General features: G+C 42.1%; 24 protein-coding genes and 1 tRNA gene. 15 read left to right on the top strand and 10 right to left on the bottom strand.

Going from position 1 to position 25,369, the window contains the following annotated elements; translation table 11 throughout:
• Nucleotides 1–25 precede the first annotated feature (25 nt).
• The 7 genes from BQ5338_RS15530 (at nucleotide 26) to BQ5338_RS15500 (ending at nucleotide 9,119) form a co-directional block, all read left to right on the top strand.
• Nucleotides 26–1,510, top strand: coding sequence for a glycoside hydrolase family 28 protein (locus BQ5338_RS15530; RefSeq protein WP_071147942.1), 1,485 nt, complete (start codon nucleotides 26–28; stop codon nucleotides 1,508–1,510).
• A complete protein-coding gene (locus BQ5338_RS15525; RefSeq protein WP_139265274.1) occupies nucleotides 1,503–2,273 on the top strand; it encodes a DUF4450 domain-containing protein in 771 nt (256 codons plus the stop codon). The genes BQ5338_RS15530 and BQ5338_RS15525 overlap by 8 nt, the downstream gene beginning before the upstream one ends.
• 13 nt (nucleotides 2,274–2,286) lie before the next feature.
• Nucleotides 2,287–3,120, top strand: coding sequence for a hypothetical protein (locus BQ5338_RS15520; protein WP_071147673.1), 834 nt, complete (start codon nucleotides 2,287–2,289; stop codon nucleotides 3,118–3,120).
• 8 nt (nucleotides 3,121–3,128) lie between these two features.
• Complete coding sequence (locus BQ5338_RS15515) at nucleotides 3,129–4,517, top strand: rhamnogalacturonidase (RefSeq protein ID WP_071147672.1); 1,389 nt, start codon at nucleotides 3,129–3,131, stop codon at nucleotides 4,515–4,517.
• A gap of 93 nt (nucleotides 4,518–4,610) precedes the next feature.
• Nucleotides 4,611–6,650: a methionine--tRNA ligase gene (gene metG, locus BQ5338_RS15510; RefSeq protein ID WP_071147671.1), complete on the top strand. Its 2,040-nt coding sequence runs from the start codon at nucleotides 4,611–4,613 to the stop codon at nucleotides 6,648–6,650.
• Between the two features lie 27 nt (nucleotides 6,651–6,677).
• A complete protein-coding gene (locus BQ5338_RS15505) occupies nucleotides 6,678–8,117 on the top strand; it encodes a lipopolysaccharide biosynthesis protein (RefSeq protein ID WP_071147670.1) in 1,440 nt (479 codons plus the stop codon).
• Between the two features lie 6 nt (nucleotides 8,118–8,123).
• Nucleotides 8,124–9,119, top strand: coding sequence for a glycosyltransferase (locus tag BQ5338_RS15500; RefSeq protein WP_235816435.1), 996 nt, complete (start codon nucleotides 8,124–8,126; stop codon nucleotides 9,117–9,119).
• Nucleotides 9,120–9,644: 525 nt separating this feature from the next.
• Here the strand turns inward: BQ5338_RS15500 and BQ5338_RS15495 are convergent.
• Genes BQ5338_RS15495 through BQ5338_RS15455 form a run of 9 tightly spaced genes read right to left on the bottom strand, consistent with a single transcriptional unit; the run spans nucleotide 9,645 to nucleotide 17,806 of the window.
• Entirely contained in the window at nucleotides 9,645–10,373 is a 729-nt protein-coding gene (locus tag BQ5338_RS15495) for an acylneuraminate cytidylyltransferase family protein (protein WP_071147669.1), read from the bottom strand.
• A gap of 30 nt (nucleotides 10,374–10,403) precedes the next feature.
• On the bottom strand, nucleotides 10,404–11,444 hold the full coding sequence (locus tag BQ5338_RS15490) for a nucleotidyltransferase family protein (protein ID WP_078063515.1): 1,041 nt from the start codon (nucleotides 11,442–11,444) through the stop codon (nucleotides 10,404–10,406).
• Nucleotides 11,441–12,589, bottom strand: coding sequence for a UDP-N-acetylglucosamine 2-epimerase (neuC, locus tag BQ5338_RS15485; RefSeq protein WP_071147668.1), 1,149 nt, complete (start codon nucleotides 12,587–12,589; stop codon nucleotides 11,441–11,443). The genes BQ5338_RS15490 and neuC overlap by 4 nt, the downstream gene beginning before the upstream one ends.
• A gap of 10 nt (nucleotides 12,590–12,599) precedes the next feature.
• The gene (neuB, locus tag BQ5338_RS15480) at nucleotides 12,600–13,604 is read right to left on the bottom strand and encodes an N-acetylneuraminate synthase (RefSeq protein ID WP_071147667.1); all 1,005 of its coding nucleotides are present in this window, start codon (nucleotides 13,602–13,604) and stop codon (nucleotides 12,600–12,602) included.
• Nucleotides 13,601–13,915, bottom strand: a complete 315-nt coding sequence (locus tag BQ5338_RS15475; protein WP_071147666.1) for an HAD family hydrolase — start codon at nucleotides 13,913–13,915, stop codon at nucleotides 13,601–13,603. Before BQ5338_RS15475 ends, neuB begins: the two co-directional genes overlap by 4 nt.
• The gene (locus BQ5338_RS15470) at nucleotides 13,899–14,855 is read right to left on the bottom strand and encodes an ATP-grasp domain-containing protein (protein ID WP_071147665.1); all 957 of its coding nucleotides are present in this window, start codon (nucleotides 14,853–14,855) and stop codon (nucleotides 13,899–13,901) included. Before BQ5338_RS15470 ends, BQ5338_RS15475 begins: the two co-directional genes overlap by 17 nt.
• Complete coding sequence (locus tag BQ5338_RS15465) at nucleotides 14,852–15,991, bottom strand: LegC family aminotransferase (protein WP_071147664.1); 1,140 nt, start codon at nucleotides 15,989–15,991, stop codon at nucleotides 14,852–14,854. The genes BQ5338_RS15470 and BQ5338_RS15465 overlap by 4 nt, the downstream gene beginning before the upstream one ends.
• Nucleotides 15,984–16,970, bottom strand: a complete 987-nt coding sequence (locus tag BQ5338_RS15460; protein ID WP_317042355.1) for an NAD-dependent 4,6-dehydratase LegB — start codon at nucleotides 16,968–16,970, stop codon at nucleotides 15,984–15,986. The genes BQ5338_RS15465 and BQ5338_RS15460 overlap by 8 nt, the downstream gene beginning before the upstream one ends.
• A gap of 5 nt (nucleotides 16,971–16,975) precedes the next feature.
• Nucleotides 16,976–17,806, bottom strand: a complete 831-nt coding sequence (locus BQ5338_RS15455) for a hypothetical protein (protein ID WP_071147663.1) — start codon at nucleotides 17,804–17,806, stop codon at nucleotides 16,976–16,978.
• A 113-nt stretch (nucleotides 17,807–17,919) separates the two neighbouring features.
• Between BQ5338_RS15455 and BQ5338_RS15450 the strand changes: the two genes are divergently transcribed.
• Nucleotides 17,920–19,185 (top strand): glycosyltransferase family 4 protein, encoded by a 1,266-nt coding sequence (locus BQ5338_RS15450; RefSeq protein WP_071147662.1) that lies wholly within the window; start codon nucleotides 17,920–17,922, stop codon nucleotides 19,183–19,185.
• Nucleotides 19,178–19,933 carry a glycosyltransferase family 2 protein gene (locus tag BQ5338_RS15445; RefSeq protein WP_071147661.1) on the top strand — a complete coding sequence of 252 codons (756 nt, stop codon included), beginning with the start codon at nucleotides 19,178–19,180 and terminating at the stop codon, nucleotides 19,931–19,933. The genes BQ5338_RS15450 and BQ5338_RS15445 overlap by 8 nt, the downstream gene beginning before the upstream one ends.
• Here the strand turns inward: BQ5338_RS15445 and BQ5338_RS15440 are convergent.
• A complete protein-coding gene (locus tag BQ5338_RS15440) occupies nucleotides 19,910–20,608 on the bottom strand; it encodes an SIR2 family NAD-dependent protein deacylase (RefSeq protein WP_071147937.1) in 699 nt (232 codons plus the stop codon). The genes BQ5338_RS15445 and BQ5338_RS15440 overlap by 24 nt on opposite strands.
• Nucleotides 20,609–20,874: 266 nt before the next feature.
• Between BQ5338_RS15440 and BQ5338_RS15435 the strand changes: the two genes are divergently transcribed.
• The 6 genes from BQ5338_RS15435 to BQ5338_RS15410 all read left to right on the top strand — a co-directional run bounded on the left by BQ5338_RS15435 (nucleotide 20,875) and on the right by BQ5338_RS15410 (nucleotide 25,282).
• On the top strand, nucleotides 20,875–21,459 hold the full coding sequence (locus tag BQ5338_RS15435) for a BamJ family beta-barrel-assembly machinery protein (RefSeq protein ID WP_071147660.1): 585 nt from the start codon (nucleotides 20,875–20,877) through the stop codon (nucleotides 21,457–21,459).
• Nucleotides 21,460–21,477: 18 nt separating this feature from the next.
• A complete protein-coding gene (locus tag BQ5338_RS15430; RefSeq protein ID WP_071147659.1) occupies nucleotides 21,478–22,344 on the top strand; it encodes a BamJ family beta-barrel-assembly machinery protein in 867 nt (288 codons plus the stop codon).
• Between the two features lie 197 nt (nucleotides 22,345–22,541).
• On the top strand, nucleotides 22,542–23,006 hold the full coding sequence (locus tag BQ5338_RS15425) for an Lrp/AsnC family transcriptional regulator (RefSeq protein WP_071147658.1): 465 nt from the start codon (nucleotides 22,542–22,544) through the stop codon (nucleotides 23,004–23,006).
• A gap of 134 nt (nucleotides 23,007–23,140) precedes the next feature.
• A tRNA-Ile gene (locus BQ5338_RS15420) sits at nucleotides 23,141–23,214 on the top strand.
• A gap of 128 nt (nucleotides 23,215–23,342) precedes the next feature.
• Nucleotides 23,343–24,098, top strand: a complete 756-nt coding sequence (locus BQ5338_RS15415; RefSeq protein WP_071147657.1) for a M15 family metallopeptidase — start codon at nucleotides 23,343–23,345, stop codon at nucleotides 24,096–24,098.
• A 5-nt stretch (nucleotides 24,099–24,103) separates the two neighbouring features.
• Complete coding sequence (locus BQ5338_RS15410) at nucleotides 24,104–25,282, top strand: THUMP-like domain-containing protein (protein ID WP_071147656.1); 1,179 nt, start codon at nucleotides 24,104–24,106, stop codon at nucleotides 25,280–25,282.
• The last annotated feature ends 87 nt before the right edge of the window (nucleotides 25,283–25,369 follow it).

The following is a 25,369-nucleotide window of genomic DNA, read 5'->3' as shown; positions in this document are numbered from 1 at the left end:
TATGCCCTATCCAATAGCCAATTATATGAAGAAGATTATCATTAGCTCATTCGCCATTTTCTTGTTAAGTAGCTGTATCTCGCCTAGTAAAAGTGGTAATGGCATTCCTTCATTCGCATGGATAAATGCGGGTGAAAAAATTGACTTATCATGGGCTAAAGATGTGGGTGCCAAGCCATTTCCAAAGAAAGCAGATGCAACCTTTAACGTCAAAGCATTTGGGGCTGTAAATGATAGCAATGTTCTCAGTACGCAAGCCATCCAAAAAACCATTGATGCATGTAGCAGTGCAGGGGGTGGAACAGTGACTTTTGATCCGGGATATTACCAAACCGGAGCATTGTTCATTAAGAAAGGTGTCAATCTGCATATCGAAAAAGGAGTAACACTCCTGGCCAGCAGAGATATCAACAATTATCCTGAATTTCGTTCGCGTATAGCAGGCATTGAGATGACATGGCCTGCGGCCGTGCTCAATGTGATAGACGTAGAACAAGCATCTATTTCGGGTAAAGGAACGATCGATTGTAGAGGAAAAGTTTTCTGGGATAAATACTGGGAGATGCGAAAAGAGTATGAAAAGAAAGAGTTGCGATGGATTGTAGATTATGATTGTAAGCGAGTACGCGGCATTCTTGTGTCAAACAGTTCAGACGTAATATTGAAGGACTTCACATTAATGCGAACCGGCTTCTGGGGTATTCAAGTTCTTTATTCAAATCATTGCACACTCAATGGGCTAACTATTAATAATAATATTGGCGGGCATGGCCCTAGCACCGACGGAATTGACATTGACTCTTCCACGCGCATCCTCATTGAAGGTTGTGATATTGACTGCAACGATGACAACATCTGCCTAAAGGCCGGTAGAGATGCAGATGGATTGAAGATTGATCGTCCTACAGAATATATTGTAGTCCGCAATTGCACTGCCCGTAAAGGTGCCGGATTGATTACTTGTGGAAGTGAAACGTCAGGAGATATACGTTATGTTTTAGGATATAATTTGAAAGCTTATGGCACTTCATCGACCCTAAAATTAAAATCGGCAATGAATCGGGGAGGAACTGTGGAGCATATTTATATGACGAATGTTGTGGCAGATAGTGTACAAAACGTATTAGCTGCCGATCTGAATTGGAATCCGAGCTACAGCTACTCCGAACTACCCGCAGAGTATAAGAACAAAGAGATTCCTGAGCATTGGAAAGTGATGCTCACCCCTGTGATCCCGATCGAAAAAGGATACCCTCACTTCAGAGATGTATATCTGGCAAACGTAAAGGCAACTAATGCCGAGCAATTTATATCGGCTTCAGGCTGGAATGATTCGCTAAAACTTGATAACTTTGCTGTCTATAATTTAGATGTTACAGCGCAAAAAGCCGGCATTGTAGCTTTCACGCACAACTTTAAGATAAAGGGCGTTAAGCTAAAAATAGCAGACAAGAGCAAGATTACATTCAAGAACAACAGTGAATTAACACAAGAGATTCGGTATGAATAAAACCAAAAGTCTAATCACTTTATTTCTCTCTTTGGCTTTTGCTCTATCCGCAACTGCCGGGAACAACAAGGCTTTTCACCGAATTGTAAAAGGGACGCAGAAAGAGCCTCGCGTCTTGGCGTGCAATTATCCGGAGTTTTCTTTTCATTTTCCCCAGATGGCTGGTAACTTTCGCATAGGAGTACAAAACGAAGGCAAGAGCCGATGGGCAAATGAGTTGAAGGTCGTCGAGCTAAAAGAAAAGAATGGCACACTTACGTATATTCTAAAAGATGTTTTACTTGGAAGTGGAAATCTAGTTGTCCGCATTACCGGACTGACTGATAGCGACGGATTTATCATGGAAGTAGAAGCAAAAGAGATTCCCTCTACAATGCAACTGATGTGGTCGTTCGGAGGCTGTTACGGACAAGTGCTGGATGACAAAACCGATAGTCGGATGAAGCCTGTTTATTGCAAAGATAACGTCTTCAGCGTAGAGGGTAGTGCTTTCACTTGCTACTATGGTGAGAGTATGCAATTAAAAGTTATTCAAGGGATTACGCCTTTTTCTTCCGAGATTAGATTGTCGGATGCTCATCAACAAAAAACTCCTCTCTCCTTTTTTCAATCGGGCAAGAAGACAGATGCACCTGCACTGGCTGCTTCAACTCCCATAAAAAGTGGCGAGAAGCTTTATTTCTGTTTTTATACTCAGAACACAAAAGCAGACTACAATTATTTCATGCTTCCAGCACTCTTCGCACAGGAGTTTAATAAATAACACCAACAGGAGAATGAAAGCTTACTCAAGAATTACAAAAACTTTGTTTGCGCTTTGCTTCTACTTGCTAACCGCAACAAACAGCTTTGCACAAGAATACAAAATCTGGCAGTTTCCGAAAGAGCAACTACCAACCATCGACGGAAACGACGATGACTGGCAAATGATTCCCGAATCGTATGCCATCTCTATCGACCGGATGAAAGAGGACGAAGGCAAATATGCCAAACCAAATAAATCAACCTTAGACATTAGTGTGAAAGTGGGTTGGTGCGCTGGACTGAATCGTTTGTACTTTTTATACGAAGCATACGATAATTATTGGAGATTCAGCGAAAACAGCCTAAGTACCGATATCTTTGAGGTGGTCGTTGACGGAGATTGTTCCGGTGGCCCTTTTATCGATCGGTTTCATCCCGACAAGAAAGCAGATGTATGGGAATCTTGGTTCAATTTTCACGGTTGCCAAGCACAAAATTACCATATCTTTACCCCTGCTCACAAGGAAGATTGGTGCATGTTATGGGGACCGCAAGTGTGGCTCAAACAAAAACCTTATGCGGACTATGCCTATCGCTATTCATTTAAAGAAGGAGAAGCGGGCAAACTTGTTCTTGAGTTTTACATTACCCCTTTTGATCATGCCGATGCTGCCGGGCCGGAGAAATCTGTGCCCACTATCTTACAGGAAAACAAAGACATCGGATTGTGTTGGGCTGTCATTGACTTCGATGCTAATCCTGATAGCAAGGACGGATTTTGGAATCTGTCCAGTGAACATACCATGTATGGCAATGCAGACTACCTACCCAAAATGAAGCTGATGCCATTAGAGAAACAAAAATAAAACTCCTTATGAAACAGATCCTCTTGACTCTTTGCTGCCTAACTTGTTGGCTAACCAACATGAATGCCACTACGTACAATGTAAAAGAGTACGGCGCCAAAGCCGATGGCAAAACCATTGATTCCCCGACTATCAATAACGTAATTGAGGAGGCTTCTAGAAATGGAGGAGGCACCATCTATTTCCCTGCGGGACAATATGCCTGCTACTCCATTCGTCTGCAAAGTCACATCACTTTGTATCTGGAGGCAGGCGCAGAGATCATTGCCGCTTTTCCTGCCGAAAAGGAAGGTTATGATGAAGCTGAAACCAATGAACATACTATGTATCAGGACTTCGGGCACAGTCATTGGAAAAATTCGCTTATTTGGGGCATTGGATTGGAGGAGATTACCATCTGCGGCCCGGGCCTCATCAACGGTAAAGGATTGACGCGAGAAGAAAGTCGCCTGACGGGTGTGGGCAACAAAGCCATCAGTTTGAAGCTATGCAAGAATGTTACGTTGAAAGATCTTTCGATGTTACATTGTGGACATTTTGCATTGTTGGCAACAGGAGTAGATAATCTTACGATTCAGAACTTAAAAGTAGACACGAATCGTGATGGGTTCGACATTGATTGTTGTCGCAACGTACGCATCTCCGATTGTAGTGTTAATTCTCCATGGGACGATGCCATTGTGCTGAAAGCCTCTTATGCATTGGGCTTTTTCCGTGATACGGAGAACGTGACCATCTCTAATTGTTACGTATCCGGATTCGACAAAGGAAGCATGCTTAATGCTACTTATGAACGGCACGAACCACAAGCTCCCGATCACGGTTATGTGACGGGGCGCATTAAGCTGGGAACAGAGTCGAGCGGAGGATTCAAAAACATAGCGATCACCAATTGCATCTTTGAACATTGTCGCGGACTGGCTCTTGAGAGTGTTGACGGAGGACATTTGGAAGATGTAGTAATCAGTAATATTACGATGCGTGATATCGTTAATGCACCGATATTCTTACGCCTCGGAGCCCGCATGCGAAGTCCGCAAGGTACGCCTATCGGTACAATGAAGCGCATTTTAATCAGCAATGTGAATGTTTTCAATGCCGATTCTCAATATTCTTGCATTATCAGTGGCATCCCCAACGCCTGTATTGAAGACGTTACACTCAGCAATATTCATCTCTATTTTAAAGGCGGGTACACAGCTGAGGATGGCAAACGCACACCACCCGAGCAAGAGAAAATTTATCCCGAGCCATGGATGTTCGGTACCATTCCCGCATCCGGATTCTATGTTCGCCATGCCCGCAACATTACTTTCAACAATGTAAACTTCCATTTTGCTACTCCCGACGGTCGCCCGCTATACGTAACGGACGATGCAGAAATCATCAAGAAATAAGTCTATAGAGCGTTTTATTATCATTATGCAATAAAAGAACGGCATAAAACCATTATCTTTGCGCGTTGCAAAACGATAATAAAACCTCAATATATGGATAAAAAGTTCAAAAGGACAACCGTCACTTCGGCATTACCTTATGCCAACGGCCCTGTTCATATTGGCCATTTGGCCGGCGTTTATGTGCCTGCCGACATTTATGTGCGCTACTTACGTTTAAAAAAAGAAGATGTGTTATTCATCGGAGGATCCGATGAACACGGAGTACCTATTACTATTCGGGCTAAAAAAGAAGGAGTTACTCCCCAGGATATAGTTGATCGTTATCACACTCTGATAAAGAAATCATTCGAGGAATTCGGTATCTCTTTCGACATCTATTCTCGCACGACTTCACAAACGCACCATAAACTGGCCTCGGACTTTTTCCGTACATTATATGACAAAGGTGACTTTCTGGAAAAGACTTCAGAACAATATTATGATGAGGAGGCTCACCAGTTTCTGGCCGACCGCTACATCACGGGCGAATGCCCACATTGCCACTCAGAAGGTGCCTATGGCGACCAATGTGAGAAATGTGGCACCTCTCTCTCTCCTACAGACTTAATCAACCCCAAAAGCGCCATCAGCGGTAGCAAACCGGTGATGAAAGAGACAAAGCACTGGTATCTACCTCTCGACAAGCATGAAGCATGGTTGCGTAAATGGATATTGGAAGATCACAAAGAGTGGAGACCGAATGTCTACGGGCAGTGTAAAAGTTGGTTGGATATGGGATTGCAACCTCGTGCCGTGAGCCGTGATCTTGATTGGGGAATTCCCGTTCCTGTAGAAGGTGCTGAAGGTAAAGTGCTTTATGTATGGTTTGATGCTCCGATAGGTTACATCTCCAACACGAAAGAACTCCTGCCGGATAGTTGGGAGACTTGGTGGAAAGACCCCGAAACACGCCTCGTTCACTTCATCGGTAAAGACAATATTGTATTTCACTGCATTGTTTTCCCTGCCATGCTGAAAGCTGAAGGAAGTTACATTCTACCGGACAACGTACCAAGCAACGAATTCTTAAATCTGGAAGGAGATAAGATCTCTACTTCACGTAACTGGGCTGTCTGGTTGCACGAATATCTGGAAGATTTCCCCGGAAAACAAGACGTGCTTCGCTATGTACTCACAGCGAACGCTCCCGAAACGAAGGATAATGACTTTACATGGAAGGACTTCCAGGCCCGTAACAATAATGAGCTGGTTGCTGTCTATGGTAACTTCGTCAATCGTGCGATGGTGCTTACTCAGAAGTATTTCGATGGTAAGGTACCTGCTATGGGAGAACTGACTGACTATGATCAGGAAACCTTGAAAGAGTTTGTAAACGTGAAAGCCGAAGTAGAGAAGCTGCTCAATGCTTTCAAGTTCCGTGATGCACAAAAAGAGGCAATGAATCTTGCCCGTATTGGAAACAAATATCTGGCAGATACTGAACCCTGGAAGTTAGCCAAGACAGACATGGGACGTGTTGCTACGGTCTTAAATATCAGCTTACAGTTGGTGGCGAACTTAGCGATTGCGTTCGATCCGTTCTTACCTTTCAGTTCGGCAAAACTTCGTAAAATGATCAACATGAAGAGCTTCGAGTGGACGGAATTGGGACAGATTGATTTGCTACCGGCCGCACACGTATTGAACGAACCTGAATTACTTTTCGAGAAGATAGAAGATAGCACAATAGAAGCCCAAGTACAGAAATTGCTGGACACAAAGAAAGCAAACGAGGAAGCTAACTATAAAGCTAAACCAATTCGTGCCAATATTGAGTTCGATGATTTCACAAAGCTCGATATCCGTGTAGGTACTGTTCTAGAATGTACAAAGGTGCCTAAGGCCGACAAACTACTTCAATTCAAAATAGAAGATGGACTGGAACAACGAACGATCGTTTCAGGCATTGCCCAACACTACAAACCCGAAGAATTGGTAGGCAAACAGGTATGCTTCATCGCAAACCTCGCACCTCGCAAGCTCAAAGGAATTGTCAGTGAGGGAATGATTCTTTCTGCTGAGAATAATGATGGTAGTCTGGCTGTTGTGATGCCGGGAAAAGAAGTAAAGCCGGGTAGCGAAGTGAAATAAGACTGCCCGATCACGCATAAAACAAAGATGAAAGAGCAATCGCTAAAACAAAAAACAGTCGGAGCTTTGCTCTGGAACTTGCTGGACCGTATGGGGCAGCAAGTTTTGCTGTTTATTGTCGGCATCATAGTGGCGAATATTCTTTCGGTAGAGGATTATGCACTTGTAGGAATGTTGGCCATCTTCACCGCAGTAGCTAACATCGTATTAGATAGTGGGTTTAGTGCCGCATTGATACAAAAGAAAGAGAGCAGCGAACGCGATTTCAGTTCTGTCTTCTGGTTTAACTTAGTCATCAGTATCCTACTCTACTTATTACTGATCTCTGTTTCTCCATTCATTTCCCGCTTCTTCTCACAGCCCAAACTCACGGAATTGGCTGCTGTCATCTTCCTGGCATTGCCCATCAACTCTTTAGCAATCATTCAAACGACCATCCTCACAAAGGAAGTCCGCTTCAAGGCCTTAGCTAAAGCTAATTTGCTCTCTATGATGATCTCGGGAATTGCCTCTTTAGGCATGGCTTATTCCGGATGGGGAGTCTGGACTTTAGCTTTTCAACCGGTGATACTCTCCATAACGCGTACTTTGCTTTTATGGATACAAAGCACGTGGTACCCCAAACGAATTTTTAGCGTTCAGGCCATCAAAGAATTGTTTAGCTTCGCATCCAGCTTACTCATAGCGAGCCTCATCAACACTTGTTTCTTAAACATCTATTCAGTCATCATAGGAAGGCTTTATCCAGTAAAACAACTAGGATATTACACTCAGGGGAATAAGATGTGCGACATGGGGGTAAGCATGCTCTATGGAAGTATACAGAATGCTACCTACCCAATATTCAGTAGCATACAAGATGAGAAAGAACGCCTAATAAGGGCATATCGAAAGACCATCCGGTTTACGGCATTTATAACTTTCCCCGTCATGGCGGGACTTATTGTCATTGCCCGTCCGGTGATAGAAATGTTGTTGAAAGAGGAATGGTGGCCTGCGATTCCATTCTTTCAATTACTTTGTGCCGGAGGATGTTTCACGATTCTCACAGCCATCAACAATAACTTTATCAAAGTAAGCGGACGTTCTGATGGTATATTAAAATTGGAATATTTCAAGATCATAATTACGATCCTTGTTCTGGCTTTAACGTATAACAGGCCAGTACTTATCATGGTTGTCGGACTAGTTGTCGCCCGGGCTATTGTCTACTTTATCAACATGATTTATACCGCACGCTATACCGGTTATAAAGTAGGGATGCAATTTCGAGACTTACTACCCTACCTGTTCCTTGCAGGTGCTATGACTGCTGCTATCCTGCCGGTGAGTCACTACATTACTCAAAACTGGATACTAATGAGCGTACAGATAGTAGCCGGAATCCTCCTCTATATCGCACTCGCATACATCACCGGTTCCAAAATACTTAAAGAATCGATTGAGCTGCTATTGAAAAAGAGATAAAAAAGAATGATGGAAAAAGAGATAAAAGTCAGCGTACTGATGCTCACTTACAATCAGGAGCAATATATCAATGAAGCGATTCGTAGTGTCATGTTGCAGCAGACGGATTTCTCCTTCGAACTGGTTATAGGGAATGATGCGAGTACCGACGAGACAGGCGCCATCTGCCGTACCTGGCAAGATAACTATCCCAAACAGATTGTACTCCTGAATAGGGAACAAAACCTGGGACTTCAGCAAAACTTCATTCAGTCGTATGCTCATTGCCGCGGAGAGTATGTTGCCATCTGCGAAGGAGACGACTTCTGGACGAACAAACACAAACTACAAAAGCAGGCAAGCTTTTTGGATGCACATCCCGACTACTCTACCTGCTTTCATCGCGTGATCAATTACTACGAAGACAATGGCACCAAAAGTCTTAGCAATGGTGGACAAAAAGAGGAGACCAACATTATTGATCTAGCACGAAGTAACTACATATCAAACGTGGCAGCCATGTTTCGACGAGGATTATTTGGAGAACTTCCCGAATGGTTTGCAAGAGTCAGCACTTACGACTATGCCATTCATCTACTCAATGCACAATACGGAAAGATACACTATATAAAAACTCCGATGGCTGTTTATCGTCAGCATAGAAGAGCCATCTGGAGTGAAGCCGGAATGGATAAGAAGTTGAACATCTCTCTACAGATAAGAGAGCTATTAATGGCTTACTTCACTGAGAACAAAGAGGTGTACGATGCATTAAGAAATGCTTCAGCTGCTATTGCATTCAGTCTAATTCGTTATTATCGCTCTGCCAACAATGAGAAGATGGTTAGCGAAACAGAAAAGCGCATTCTACACTACTTCCCCGAATGGAATGTGGAGGATCTAAGAACAAGAATTACTCTTCCCCCTTTGAGCACTAAACAAAAGATGAAAAAATACGGTATGGTGTTCCTAAAACAAGGTAGGGCATTGGTATCAAGATTTATTCCTCTCCCAAGAATCTAAAGAGATTCTCCTTCTCTTCAAAAAATACGCCAAGGTAATATCGCATGATTAATAGTATACAAACGGACATTTTTGAGGTTGTTTTTGTCAAGTGCAAGTTTATAAAGGTTTAACAGAAAGAGAGAGAAGAACTTCCCACCTAGATGTTTTTTTTAAAGGCGGTTTACTTTTTCAAAAGTGCAACCGTCCTTTTGCCAAAGAGAAACCGTCTCTTTACCCAACTGAACGGTTCTCTTGCTTCAATTATCGGCAGGAGTTTGCCTAAAATAGCCATCTTTGAGGCCCCCGAAGCGTATATTCATAAAAAAAGAGGGAAGCTTCCACTCCTCTCTTTCTATCGCATTCTAAATTGAATATACTTTATGATTACATTGACAAAGATAATACTTGAAACAGACAAAGTCAAGTAAAAGGGAGCCAAACTTAGAACTTATTAGCAAAATTAATCTTGCCAGTCCATTGATACAAGCGCATCATTTGTGCTACTTCTTTTGAAGAAGCAGTGAGATTCATCTCTTTCTTAATTTACTCTGAAGCATTCGAAAAAGAAGCGCTAATGCCCCCTCTCTTTTTGGATGAAAGAAGTAAATATTCGGCGTATTGCCAATCTTCAGGAGTATCCAGATCAATGCTTGCCGATTGCGGCATTACATACTTCCTGTTCTTAGTAAATGCAGAAAGATGTTTCTCCTTCAAAGCTGTCACATTCATCACATAGACAGCGCCATTATACTCATATACAACCGGACAATCTTGTCGACGTGTGAAGTTCCCTTCCAACACATGCTTCAAAAAGCCTTCTTCATTCTCCTGAAACATTACATAATATGGATTCGTCTTTGCTTCAGCGACAGAAACAACCATGTCACAATCGGGAGTGTATAGCTTCATCGCCTCACACACATGTTCAGACGTGCGGAAAGGAGAAGTCGGTTGGAGAAGTACCACAACATCGTAAAAGCGTCCCCTCTGCTCAAAGAAATCCAATGCATGCAAAATAACTTCATAAGAGCCGGAACCATCTTGTGCTAATGCATCCGGCCGACGAAAAGGTACTGCCAAGCCATACTCTTCTGCAACCTTAATAATTTCATCATCATCCGTACTCACACAAATATCCTCGTCTGAAGATGCCACAGAACGTGCTGCATCTATTGCGTAGCACACCAACGGTTTGCCATCCAGCAACTTGATGTTTTTATGAGGGATCCCTTTAGAACCACCACGGGCCGGAATCAAAAACAGAACTTTCACTCTTTCACATTTAATTATTAAACAACCTCTTTATTGCTTCACATACTTAATAAACTCTTGTGCCTTCTTATAGTCTTCCGGCTTACCAATGTCTATCCAGTAGCCCACTATCGGAAAGTAGGTGACGCGCTTTCCGCCGGCGATCAACTTCTGCATTAAGTCAGTAGCATCACAATGTTCGTTTTCCTCCAACTCTTCAAGTATTCTCCGTTTTATCAGATAGATACCTCCGTTAGAATAATAAGTAAAGGTCGGTTTTTCCTCAAATGAACGAATCAGTTCGCCCGACGTCTGCATCACAGCATAGGGTACAGTAATATTATAAGGAATAGATGCCACCGCCATATCAGCGTTGCTTTCACAAAAATGAATATAGAACTCTTCCAAATCAATATTAGTAAAAAGGTCCGAGTTCATGACCAACACTGCATCGTTGGTAAAGTGATGAATGGTACTCACTGCACCCAGTGTACCCAGCGGACGAGATTCATCCACATAACGGATATCGACTCCTCTATCAGATCCATCTCCGAAGTATTCTTTTATCTGCTCTCCCAAATAACGTACTGAAATGGTAATGTTCTCAATGCCATAACTCTGCATACGGTCAATGTTATACTCCACAATCGGTTTCCCCCCTAACGGAAGCAGAGGCTTAGGCATCGCATCAGTCAACGGACGAAGGCGTTCGCCTCTACCTCCCGCCATAACAACAGCGTCAACGGGCAACAGTCCATGATTTTTTTGCAAATCAATCAGTTTGATAATCTTCCCTTCAGCAGAAAGATAAGGAACCATGCGAATGCCCAATTCCTTTAATGTGCGTATATACTTTGGCGCATTATTGCTATCATCAATATAACGAAAAGATTTAAGGCAGACAGAATACACATTATCATTCATTGAACTACCGGTTATTAAGCCACGACGAATATCTCCATCAGTCAATGCGCCTATAACCTTACTACTTTCATCCACAACAAAAAGAGTGAATGATTGCGTCAGATTCAACTTCTTCAACGCATCCATCAGGGTAGCGTTCTGCCGTATCAGGTAATTTTCTATATTCATGGCAAATCGTAGAAATGTTTTTTAATAACTCCTTCCAATGGATATGTACGAATGATCTCGAATATTCGGTGTACTGTATCTGGTTGTTCATAAGGATTCTCTGTCTGGGCAGCTTGTTTGCGGAAGGTTGGTGAATCAGCAGTTTGCAAGGCCATGCGAATATCCTCGGGAGCACAATCAATTACGCTATTAGCCCTTAATCTACCTTTCTGGCGATCACCGATGTTAACCGTAGGAATACCAAAAGAAGGTGCCTCTACAATACCACTGGAGGAGTTACCAACAACAACATCCACATATTGCAAAGCGGATAAATAGCGCAAATAGCCTAAAGAAGTAAAAGCCACCGCTTTTTCCGGATGAGCCGAAACGTATTCATCGATCATGGAGATGATGATACGCCCATCAGAATCAGAATTTGGTTTCGTGAAAATCAAATGAGCAGCAGTCTCATCCACCGCCTGAAGCAACGCTTCAAATTGCACCTTTGCCGTTTGATTCTCCAGTGTTACCGGATGATAAGTAATCAAGAAGTTCTTCTCTCCAAGCTGGAAATGAATGCTCTCTTCAAAGGCCTTTCTATCAAGCAATGTTAGATGATGAATGTTATCTAATCCGATGCTGCCAACATTAAACACCGTAGAAGGGTCTTCACCCAGTTGAATCACTCGTTTCCGATACGTCTCCGTACTGGTGAAATGCAGATGGCTCATTTTGGTTATGGAGTGGCGAATAGCATCATCATAAGCTCCTTCCGTCACATCTCCACCAGAGATGTGCGCTACCGGTATCTGAAAGAACAGTGCAGAAGCTACAGCACCCAACATTTCATAGCGGTCTCCCAGAACCACAATCAAATCAGGTTTTAAGTCGTCGTAAGCATCAGCAAAACCAATTACTCCTAGTCCCAATGACTTCACCACAGAAGTTGACGTATCCGCAGAAAGTAACATCTCAACTTTCTTGTTGATGACAAAGCCGTCGCTCTCTATCTCGCGAAAGGTAAGGCCAAACTCGGGAGAGAGATGCATATTCGTTGCAACAATCTGCAACTCAAGAGTGGGATCTTCTTGAATGTTTTTCATCAATCTACTCAACAAGCCATATTCGGCCCGGGTCCCTGTAACGACACAAATCTTACGCATAATATGAAAGCTAAAGTTCTATTAATTCATCTTCTTTAAAATCATGAGGGGCTACTTTTCCAACAATATCATCCCAGCACATTGGAGATATTCCATTTCCGGGGCGCTTCACAGTCATATTTTCTTCTGTAAAGAGCTCCCCTTTCTTTATATCGCAGGCAGTGATCAAGCTCTTACGGGCTACGATCATGTTCTTTCCTTCTGAAGCAGAGACTCTTTTTATGCTACTTCCCAAAGCTTCTTCTATATGACGAATGGAAGAAACCATCTGCTTCAGCTCATCCGGCTCAAGAGACGCTTTATGGTCAGGGCCCGGTAGATTTTTATCCAAAGTGAAATGCTTTTCTATCACCGTAGCACCCAGAGCAACTGCTGCCAAGGAGACTTCAATGCCACGTGTATGGTCGGAATACCCTACCTTTACGCCAAAGCATTCAGCAAGGGTTTTCATGGCCAATAGATTCACATCCCCATAAGGAGTAGGATATTCTGTATTGCAGTGCAACAACGTTATTTGTTCCCGTGCAAGTCCTTCTTTCTCCAGCACAAGCAGCGCATTCTCAATATCAGCCAGTCCGCACATACCCGTCGACAAAATGACAGGGCATCCCAAACGAGCTATCTTTCTTAAATACGGAAGGTTTGTTATCTCTCCGGAAGGAATTTTATAGTAATCCATCTCCAATTCCTCGAGCACATCTATCGAAAGGAGATCGAAAGGAGTAGATAAGAACTTGATACCAACTTCATCGCAGTAAGCCTTCAATGGCTTATAATCGGTCAACGGAAGATGAATAGCACGACACATGTCAAGCTGTGATTCCTCTTTCTTCGTTGTCCCTAATTGATATTCGGCCTTAGGCGCATAACGTGAGATCACCATTTCCGGACATGCTGTCTGAAACTTCACATAATCGGCACCAGCCTCTTTAGCTGCTACCACCAACTGTCTGGCCAATTCATAATTACCATTATGGTTGACCCCAGCCTCAGCAATAATAATTACTTTACTCATTTCTTTGCATTCAACTTATCCATGATTTCTGTCCAGTTATCTTCAAAGTGCATTGCCCGATCGTCAATCCAAACATCACCAATAGGCTTACCCATCATCAGTTGATGATATTTCACCCCATGATCTTTCAACCAGGCTGTTGTCATCTCAAACTCCATCCAAGTACGAGCAGAATAGATAATGATGGTATGCCCGCCATCGTAAAGACGATTGATGGATTCAACAGCATTCTCTTTCGGCTGGGCCAGACAACGGCTATAAGTTCTCTCTTCGGTACAAATCGTACCATCCATATCAATGATTATCTGCATAAAATATAACTTCTTTAAAATATCTGGTCATCAATGTATTCTCTTTCCAATCAGTTACCGATTGCAAACATTCACCTTCACTTTCAGCTAAGATAAAAGCAGGAATATCAGCTCCGGCTGCAATGCTGGCAATTACTCCTCCGCCCAGACGAGGGTTGATCTCCATTACATACGTAGCGCCGTTCTTTTTATCACGAATGAACTGAATAGTAATGGGGCCCTGAAACGCATCGGCGGCTATAATTTTCTCAGACAGTTTGATTATTGTTTCATCTTTGAGCGTGCGTGAACTCATCACTTCACCTCCGGCCACTTCCAAGCGTATACGGGGAACTACGGAAATGATCTCTCCTCTTTGAGAGATGTAACAATCCACGGTATATTCTTCACTGTCAGCAATGTATTCTTGTATCAGATAAGTTTCCGGAGCAGCAATTTCACGGAAGTCCTCTTCGCTATACACCACCTTTATACCTTTAGACGCTGAACCAACACGAGGTTTCATAATCACGGGAAAAAGAATCTCCCCGTCAGCTTCATAGCTCTTTGGCACTGGAACATCCTGACGAATAAACCACTCATTAGATACCTGTTTGTCAAACATGATCCGACACAACTCCGCCGAAGAGCATGGAATAAAAACTTCCGGATGCAAACTCTTCAATTGACTCGCTACCTCAATAGCCGGATCAACAAAAGGAAGTATAATATGTATGTCTCTTTGGCGAATAACAGCCGATAAGTCTTCGTACAATGAAGCATCTTTCCATTTCCGACCAACGATTACCTCACCAACAGAAGCAATAGGGACTTCACTATTTAGCTCGTACGAAAAGATATGTACCTGAATCCCTCGTTGCTGACCTGCTTTTATCAGATGTTCAGCAAGCGAAACGCGCTTAGCACCTCCTAGAAACAGTATGTTCACCTCTTTTTTCATAGACGTACACTACTCGGTATATTAACAATACGATCGGCAAGATACGTACAATTACTCAAATCGCCACATTCTGCCTGCTCAAACATCGGAAGTCTATTCATCAGTTGCCAGATAGGTCGTGTCATCACCCCATGTGCATTCGTATATTCGAGAAAGCTATCTCGTTCTTCCTTATCTTTTAAGATAATGGCATTCAGCCAGTAATTGGAGCGACATCCTTCAGGTTCTGACATGAATTCCACACCAACAGAATCAAAATAGTTCTTATAAATAGCGGCCAGTTCTCGCTTTTTCTCAAGAAAAGCAGGCAACGTTTCTAGCTGTGCACATCCCAACGCAGCATTTATATTTGGCATACGATAGTTGTATCCAATATGGTCGTGCACAAATTCCCAAGGATGTGGCACTTTAGCCTGAGTAGTGATATGCTTGCATAATTTAGCTAACTCTTCGTCTTGGAAAAGCAACATACCACCACCACCTGTCGTAATTGTTTTGTTGCCATTGAAGCTCAGCACACCGACTTCTCCAAAGGTACCTGTATGTTGCCCATGATAGAAAGAGCCGATGCTTTCGGCTGCATCTTCTACCAGTTTCAAATGATAACGGTTACAAACCTCCACTAATTTATTCAGATGAACCGGATGTCCAAAAGTATGCATTGGAACACATGCTTTGATGCGACGCCCTGTACGCTTATTATATAAGGTTTCATCACGTAGCTCAGCATATTCCTGAATCCATTCTTCCAACTTGACAGGAGAAAGTCCCAACGTATCTCTATCAACATCTATAAAGACAGGGTGTGCTCCACAATAGCTCAGGGCATTGCACGTAGCAATAAAGGTTAGCGGTTGCGTAAGCACTTCATCGCCACGTTCTACACCGACCATCATCAAAGCCATCTGTATGGCATTCGTCCCATTCACACAAACCACAGCCTTCTTTGCTCCCGTATATGCTGCCATATCATTTTCAAAACGATCGACAAATTTGCCGACACTGGAGACAAAAGTAGAGTCAATACACTCATTCAGGTATTTCTTCTCATTCCCTACAAAACAAGGAGCATGTAGCGGAACAAAATCTTGCTTCGGGAAGAGTCCTTTGATGGTGTTTACTATTTCACTATACATTATATATATTTGCTTTATAGTTCTTCAGATTCTCTTTATCTGTAAACCAATGAATGGTTTCTGTTAGGCCACGACGAATATCATATTCGGACTGAAAACCTGTCAATGACTTAATCTTAGAATTATCCCCCCAAAGGCGAAATACTTCAGAACCTTTCGGACGAATGCGCTGCTCATCCTCCACGAAATCAACTTTGACCTGCATAATGTCTGCGATCATCTCTAAGGTGTCTCGCATACTAATTTCATCGTTACTACAAACATTCACTTCCTGACCGATAGCGGCATCACAAGTTGACAGCTGAATAAATCCACGGCAAGTATCTTTCACGAAATTAAAATCACGTGTAGGAGTCAGATCGCCCAACTTTATTTGAGTTGCCCCATTAGCTATCTGTGTAATGATGGTAGGGATGATGGCACGAGCACTCTGTCTGGGTCCATACGTATTAAATGGACGAACAATGACTAAAGGCAGATTAAAAGTATTATAGAAACTCATCGCAATAGCATCCGCACTAATTTTCGTCGCTGAATAAGGCGACTGCGGTTGCTTAGGGTGCTTCTCGTCAATAGGAACATAGCATGCCGTACCATATACCTCAGAGGTCGATGTTACAAGTACACGCTTTACTCCATGCTCCTTTGCAGCCTGACAAATATTTAATGTACCTTTTACATTCGTATCTACATAACTGTCGGGTGCCACATACGAGTAAGGAATGGCTATTAATGCAGCCAGATGAAAGACGATCTCAATACCTTCAGTAATACACTTGCAGAAGTGAGCATCGCGAACATCACCACTGACCACTTCCAGCTCAGGATGTTGTATTCCTTCTAGCCATCCCCAATTATTAAAAGAGTTATATTGTGAAAGCGCTCGTACATGATAGCCTTCAGCTAATAGCATTTCCGTCAAATGCGAACCGATGAAGCCATCGGCACCGGTCACCAATACATTTTTCATTTCAGCCATATCTATTAAATTTTCTTTCGGTCGAAGGCATCAATAAAGGAACCTTCAGTCACGTTATATATTTTTTTACCCATACTCTGGGCGTATGCTTCTATTATATGATAGGATTTAAACGCCACATGCATGCTCAACAATAGATCGTGCAAGTGCTTATCAGACACATATCGTTCCGAACCTTTCTTGTCATAAAAATGATTCAGGTCTTCAATCACTATATTATCTTCATTCACCCATAACTCTTTTAGCCAGGAATGGTCGGCTCCGGCAACGTAGATAGTAGGAAATGACATTCTTAACGCTATCATCAAAGAAGGGATTAAAACATTACGCGGCCGTGCTGTCCCCCATCCTTTTCTAAAAGCCAAATGAGAGAAGCATCTAAAGCCCTCAATGGGAGTCATATTGAAGTAATGTATATGAATATGTGGATTCGCAGCCAACTTGGACTGCCAGATCGTACTTTTTCGGGCACGGACTGATAAATAAAGTTCGAGATCCCAAGACGTTTTCTCGGCCATCGCATCAAACAGTTTATTAGAATGTTTCGGATTGAAAAAGAACTCAGGGTCGGCTACTACATAATAGCGAGGTTTCAGCTCCAGATAATAATCAGAAAGTACAGCATAATTGACAGCTAACAAGGCTTTATCTTTCAGGAATTCACCTTTTTGTTCAATTAAAGGTCTAAGAGATGGCCCATTTCCCAACACGACAATTTCCTTTTCTCCACTCTTGTTCAGAGGTTTCTCAACCCATTTCGATTGAAGCAGAATTTTCACTAAGCTAAGGAAGCTTTGCCATGTCCGCTCCATGATCTTCATCATTTTATCTTCCATATATTCTATTATCTTTCGCAAAGATAGAGACTTTACGGTTTTTACACTAAAAATTAAACGAATTTATAGACAGAAAGCCGCAAAAGCTGTACTTTTGTCAAAACATTCAGTTTATGAAAGTACTATTAATAAACACTTCGGAACGAATCGGTGGCGCTGCCGTTGCAGCCAGCCGTTTGATGGAATCATTGAACAACAATGGAATCAAAGCAAAATTGTTGGTACGCGACAAGCAAACTGATCAAATCAGTGTTGTCGGGCTCGAGCGTAGTTGGCTTCATGTATGGAAGTTTGTATGGGAGCGTGTCATTATTTGGAAGTCTAACCAGTTCAAAAAGAACAATCTCTTTGCCGTCGATATAGCCAATACAGGTACGGATATAACTTCCTTGCCCGAATTTGAAGAAGCAGACATCATCCATCTACATTGGATCAATCAAGGAATGCTCTCACTACGCAACATACAAAAGATACTAAATTCGGGCAAACCGGTGGTGTGGACTATGCACGACATGTGGCCTTGTACGGGCATTTGTCACCATGCACGCGAATGTACCAACTACCAACAAGAATGTCATGATTGCCCGTTCATCTACGGAGGAGGAAGCAAAAAAGATTTGTCGTATCGCATCTTTCGCAAGAAGCAGAAACTCTACAAGAATAAACCCATTTCATTTGTTACCTGCAGTCAGTGGCTGGAAGAGCAGGCCAAAAAGAGTGCCTTGTTAAACGGACAACGTGTGATCAGCATTCCCAACCCCATTAACACTAATCTGTTTAAACCCCATGACAAGAAAGAAGCTCGCAACAAATATATGCTACCACAGGATGGCAAACTCATTCTATTTGGTTCAGTTAAGACCACCGATAAACGTAAAGGGATAGACTATCTAATAGAATCGTGTAACATCTTAGCAACAAAGTATCCGGAATTGAAAGAAACATTAGGCGTGGTTGTCTTTGGCAATCAATCGACACAATTAGAACAACTGCTGCCTTTCCATGTCTACCCGCTCAACTTCGTCAGCAATGAGCATGAGCTAGTCGATATCTATAATGCAGTCGACCTTTTTGTGACTCCCTCTCTCGAAGAGAACCTACCAAATACAATCATGGAGGCCATGGCTTGCGGCGTTCCTTGCGTAGGGTTCAATGTAGGAGGCATACCGGAGATGATCGATCATCTGCACAATGGCTATGTGGCTCAATATAAATCAGCAGCCGACTTTGCTAACGGCATTCATTGGGCACTGACAGAATCGGAATACGGAACACTCTCCGAAGAAGCCTGTCGCAAGGCTGTCGCTAATTATTCAGAGAGTATCATTGCTAAAAGATATATTGACTTATATAACAAGATAACAGGAAAATATGCATAACCATCTCACTCCCAAGTTTTCCGTTATTACCGTTACCTACAATGCCGGAAAAGTATTGGAAGATACGATACTTAGTGTCATTTCACAAACTTACCATCATGTGGAATACATCCTTATTGATGGTGGTTCAAAAGACAATACGCTTTCGTTGGTGGACAAGTACCGTACGAATATCCATGTGCTTGTGAGTGAACCGGACAAAGGATTGTACGACGCAATGAATAAAGGGATGGCACTCGCTACGGGAGATTACATCTGTTTTTTAAATGCCGGAGATAGTTTCCACGAAGATGACACCCTGCAACAGGTTGTACACAGCATGGCCAACAGTACCCAGCAGCCAGATGTCATATACGGTGAAACAGCATTAGTGGACAGTAATCGACATTTCGTTCGCATGCGTCGCCTTGCTGCACCCGAAAGTCTTACTTGGAAAAGCTTTAAGCAAGGTATGCTTGTTTGTCATCAAGCATTCATCGCCAAACGCACTCTTTCAGAGGCATACAATCTACAGTACCGCTTTTCCGCCGATTTTGACTGGTGCATTCGGGTGATGAAGAAGGCCCATGCGCTACACAACACTCACCTTGTCCTCATCGATTATCTGGACGAGGGAATGACTACCCAAAACAGGAAAGCCTCGTTGAGAGAGAGATTTCGCATCATGACAAAACACTATGGATTGATCAGTACCGCTACCCACCATGCATGGTTTATACTTCGTCTATTTACAAAGCCGGGACAATAACTCAGTCATTCCTTCGGAAGCTCCTTTTTGAATGACATGAATGCTACGGGAGCTATTCACCAGCACCTCTTTGGGATCAATGAGGTAAACCTCCGAACTACGAGGAACATAATTCAGCAATCCGGCAGCCGGATACACATTCATCGAAGTACCAATAATGACAAAAATATCGGCACTTTCCACATAACGCATTGCTGTTTCTATCTCCGGAACCGCTTCACCAAACCAGACAATGAATGGACGAAGTTGTGAACCATCACCGGCAAGATCACCAATCTTCACTTCATACTCTTCTGCTTTAAGTTCTTTAACATAATCACCATTATTTGGATCATAGCTGGAACAAACCTTTGTTAGCTCTCCATGCAGATGAACAACATGACTACTCCCTGCTCTTTCATGCAAGTTATCCACATTTTGTGTAATGACAATAACATTAAAATATTTTTCCAATTCAGCCAAAACCTCATGTCCCAGATTTGGCTTTACTTCTAATAACTGCTTGCGTCGTTCATTATAAAAACGAATCACCAATTCCGGATTACGCTGATATCCCTCGGGCGTAGCAACCTGCTCTACGGGATATTTGTCCCACAAGCCACCAGCATCCCTAAATGTACTAATACCACTCTCTGCACTCATGCCCGCACCAGATAGTATAACTAAGTTTTTCATAACAATCTCCTGATTAATTACAATATGATCATTGACAGAACAAATGTAGGAAGAATTTGCCAACAACGTTCACATAAAAGAGGCTATATTACATTCAAATGAAAAAGGCATAAAAGGAGGCATTTAGAAACTATGTGTAATAAGAAAAATTAAATACTCAAAAGAAGAATCATTCAAATAAAACACTTACTTTTGCCTTTCATTAATTTGCAAATGGTTGAGAGTAAACGTCAAACTGAAGCTTTCAGCCTTCAACAAAAAGATTTATGGATAAATTTAGCTATGCAATTGGCTTGGGAATAGGCCAAAATTTGTTAGGAATGGGTGCTAATAGCATCTCAGTAGAAGACTTCGCCCAAGCAATAAAGGATGTTCTGGAAGGAAACCAGACAGCAATCAGCCACAACGAAGCTCGCGAAATAGTCAATGAATATTTCGCCAAACTAGAAGAAGAAATGAGTGCTTCCAGCGTGGAACAAGGTCAAGCTTTTCTTGAAGAAAATAAGAAAAGAGCCAACGTAACGACCCTTCCAAGCGGTCTACAATATGAAGTAATCACAGAAGGAACAGGGAAACTTGCTCAGGCAACTGATCAGGTTAAGTGCCATTATGAAGGAACATTAATTGATGGCACACTGTTCGACAGTTCAGTGAAACGTGGTCAACCTGCGGTGTTTGGTGTTAATCAAGTAATCCCAGGTTGGGTTGAAGCGCTCCAACTAATGCCCGAAGGCTCTAAATGGAAACTATACATTCCTTCAGACCTAGGCTATGGTGCACAAGGAGCAGGTGAAATGATCCCTCCTCACAGCACACTCGTTTTTGAAGTTGAATTAATTCAAGTACTATAACAAAAAACTAAAAGTAAAATGAAGAAAGTAAGTATTTTTATGGCAATTGCAGCAGCAGCTAGCCTTGCTTCTTGTACAGCTCAAAGCCCAAAAGCAAATCTTAAGACGGATATAGACTCTTTGTCTTATTCACTTGGTATGTCTCAAACACAAGGATTGAAAGATTATTTAGTAGGCAGAATGGATGTTGACACTGCTTACATGGACGAGTTTATCAAAGGTTTGAACGAAGGTGTAGGCAAGACAAGCAAAAAAGATATCGCTTACCTTGCAGGTCTACAAATTGGCCAGCAGATTAGCAACCAAATGGTGAAAGGCATCAACCACGAACTATTTGGCGCAGACTCAACTAAAACAATCAGCAAAGATAACTTCCTTGCAGGATTTGTTGCCGGAACACTTCAAAAGAAAGGCTTGATGACTATGGAGGAAGCTCAACAGTTCACTCAAACAAGAATGGAAGCGATTAAAGCTAAAGCAATGGAATCTAAATATGCTGATAACAAAGCTGCCGGCGATAAATTCCTTGCTGCGAACAAAACAAAAGCAGGCGTAGTTACAACTCCAAGCGGCTTACAATACAAAGTTATCACTAAAGGAACAGGTGCTGTTCCTGCTGACACTTGCAAAGTGAAAGTAAACTATAAAGGTACTTTGATTGACGGAACAGAATTCGATAGCTCTTACAAACGCAACGAACCTACAACTTTCCGTGCTAACCAAGTTATCAAAGGATGGACAGAAGCATTAACGATGATGCCTGTAGGTTCTAAATGGGAAATTTATATTCCTCAAGAATTGGCTTATGGCTCAAGAGAATCAGGACAAATCAAACCTTTCTCTGCATTGATCTTTGAAGTTGAACTATTGAGTATTGAGAAATAACGAGATAGACTTACATCTCACTTATAAAATAGATGCAAAAACAACCTTTTTGCATCTATTTTTTTTGTTAATTAGAATTCAAAATAAATAAATGTATAGTAGAAGACCGTTTTTTCTATCTTTTACATATAAGAATAAAAATAAATATCTATATTTGCTTACTATTTGATAAGAACAGATATTAAAATTCATTTATTATGGAGAAAATAGACAACCTTGACAGGCAGATTCTGGAAATAATTTCTCAGAACGCCCGTATTCCTTTTAAAGATGTAGCTGCTGAATGTGGCGTTTCGAGGGCTGCCATTCACCAACGCGTACAAAGACTCATCGATTTAGGCGTAATTGTTGGCTCGGGTTACCATGTCAACCCCAAATCGCTTGGATACAGAACTTGCACTTACATAGGAATCAAACTAGAAAAGGGCTCTATGTATAAGACGGTAGTAGCCGAACTGCAAAAAATCCCCGAAATAGTTGAATGTCATTTTACTACTGGCCCCTATACCATGCTGACCAAAGTTTATGCCTGTGACAATGAACACCTGATGGAATTACTGAATAATAGAATGCAGGAAATCCCAGGCGTTACAGCTACCGAAACTTTAATCTCTTTGGAACAGAGCATCAAAAAAGAAATCCCTATCCGCATAGATAAGTAATCATAGGAATTTGCAAACCCGAGAAGACCTATAATTTTTTGAGCCATAAATAGGAACTTACTTCTCACTTCTCTTGCATATTTCAGCAGAATATATTAATTTTGCACCACAATTCAAGAGAATTGGAAAGATGCGGGCTTTTAGCTCAGTTGGTTAGAGCAACAGACTCATAATCTGGAGGTCCTAGGTTCAAGCCCTAGATGGCCCACCGCAGTTTCAAAGAGCCGTTATGATTTATTTCGTAACGGCTCTTTTTATAGTTGAAAGCTAAAAGCTAATTAAGACTTTGAATGAAAGTTATATAAACGTGAGGTAAACTGGTACAACATTCTTTCTATGAAAAATAACAGTTTCTTATACATACTGATTGCTCTATTCACGGTAGCATGTCAAAAAAGTACTCCCCGGGGAACAGGAGCTTCTAATACCGCTACAAAGAAAGAAGCAAAAAAAATAATCCACAAAAAAGAGCTAAAAAAGACAAAAAGCCGAACAGCTCTTTATTTTGATTCCATAGGATTGGTCAACATCGCCGAAGTAGATAGTTCCATTGCCGTGCATCTGATGTATGCATCAGCCGACAACTTCACCGGAAAAGTGCTTTATGCTGATCTGAAAGAAGCTTACTTGCATCGGGATGCAGCAAAAGCCCTCCTCTCTGCTCAGCGAATTTTAAAAAAGATTCACCCAAAATATAGCCTCATCATCTATGATGCTGTAAGACCAATGTCTGTCCAGCAAAAGATGTGGGATGCGGTTAAAGGTACTTCGCGCAATATCTATGTCTCTAATCCTGCCAACGGAGGAGGATTACACAATTATGGAGTGGCGGTAGACATCAGCATTATCGACTCTCTCGGCAATCCACTGCCAATGGGTACAGAAGTAGATCATCTTGGCGTTGAAGCACACATTGCCAATGAAGCTCAATTAGTAGCTACCGGAAAGATGACTCGAAAGGAACAAGAAAACCGTCGGCTACTGAGACTAGTCATGAAGAAAGCGGGCTTTCGCACTCTTCCCACAGAATGGTGGCATTTCAACTTATGTAACCGCAGTGTAGCAAAGCAAAAGTACAAATTGATACAATAATTAGGATGGAATTGAATAACGAGACGAGACAATTCATACAAGAGCATCAGCATGAAGATGTACGTTCATTGGCCTTACAAGCAGCAAGATTCCCTCTCGTAAATATGCCTTTGGCACTTACTCAAATATGGGGATTACAGATTGCTGCAGAAAAAATCCCGACTTGGTATGCCACAGAGGGTATACTCTATCCGAAACATCTTTCGATGGAGCAGTGTTCGTCGGAGATGACTGCAAGATACAAAGCTTCTCTCATACAAGGAAATACGTTGGCTGACTTGACTGGAGGTTTCGGCATTGACTGTGCCTTCTTATCATCCAGATTCGAACAGGTTACTTATGTGGAACAACAGGAAGAGCTTTGCCGGTTGGCTGCACACAACTTCCAGACCTTAAAGCTTCATCACATAAAAGTAGAAAACTGTGACGGAGTAGAGTATTTACACCAAATGGTTCCGGTGGATTGTCTCTTTATTGATCCCGCAAGACGAGATAGACAGGGAGGAAAAACGATTGCCATTGCTGATTGTACACCCGACGTAACCGAGCTACAAAAAGTACTTCTGAGCAAAAGCCAAACGGTCATGGTGAAACTCTCTCCCATGCTCGACCTTTCTTTGGCTTTGCGTGATATGCCTAGTACGAAAGAGGTACATATTGTTTCGGCAAACAATGAATGCAAAGAATTGCTCTTAATCCTCAGTGAAAAGCCGAACCAACAAACGCCCATTTACTGTATAAACCTCACGAACGAAACAAAACAATCCTTTTGTTTTACTCGTGAACAAGAACAAGAAGCCGCTTGCACGTATACGGACACACTCGAAAACTATCTATATGAACCTAACGCCTCCATACTCAAAGCCGGTGCTTTCAAAAGTATCTCCTATATATATAAGATAAAGAAACTCCATCCAAACAGTCATCTCTATACTTCCGACAAACTCATTGCAGACTTCCCCGGACGTATTTTCCGCATTACAGATACCTGTTCTTTCAATAAGAATGAAATAAAGAAATCCTTGGAAGGGATAAAGAAAGCGAATATCAGCGTACGTAACTTTCCCGCATCAGTGGCTGAGTTGCGAAAACGCACCAAACTAGTCGATGGAGGAGAGCTATATCTGTTTGCCACCACATTAAACAATGAAAAGAAAATCCTAATAAAATGCTTGAAAGGATAAGGCTGTAACATATTCGTATCATATTTGTCATGCAACGTTAGTTTATTTGTAAAGCCGTCGCAACTCCAAGCGACTACTTTTGCCATA

Source organism: Bacteroides ihuae (assembly GCF_900104585.1).
Taxonomy (GTDB): Bacteria; Bacteroidota; Bacteroidia; order Bacteroidales; family Bacteroidaceae; genus Bacteroides; species Bacteroides ihuae.
Note: the sequence above shows the minus strand (reverse complement) of the source record. Positions and strands in the feature narration are given on the sequence as shown.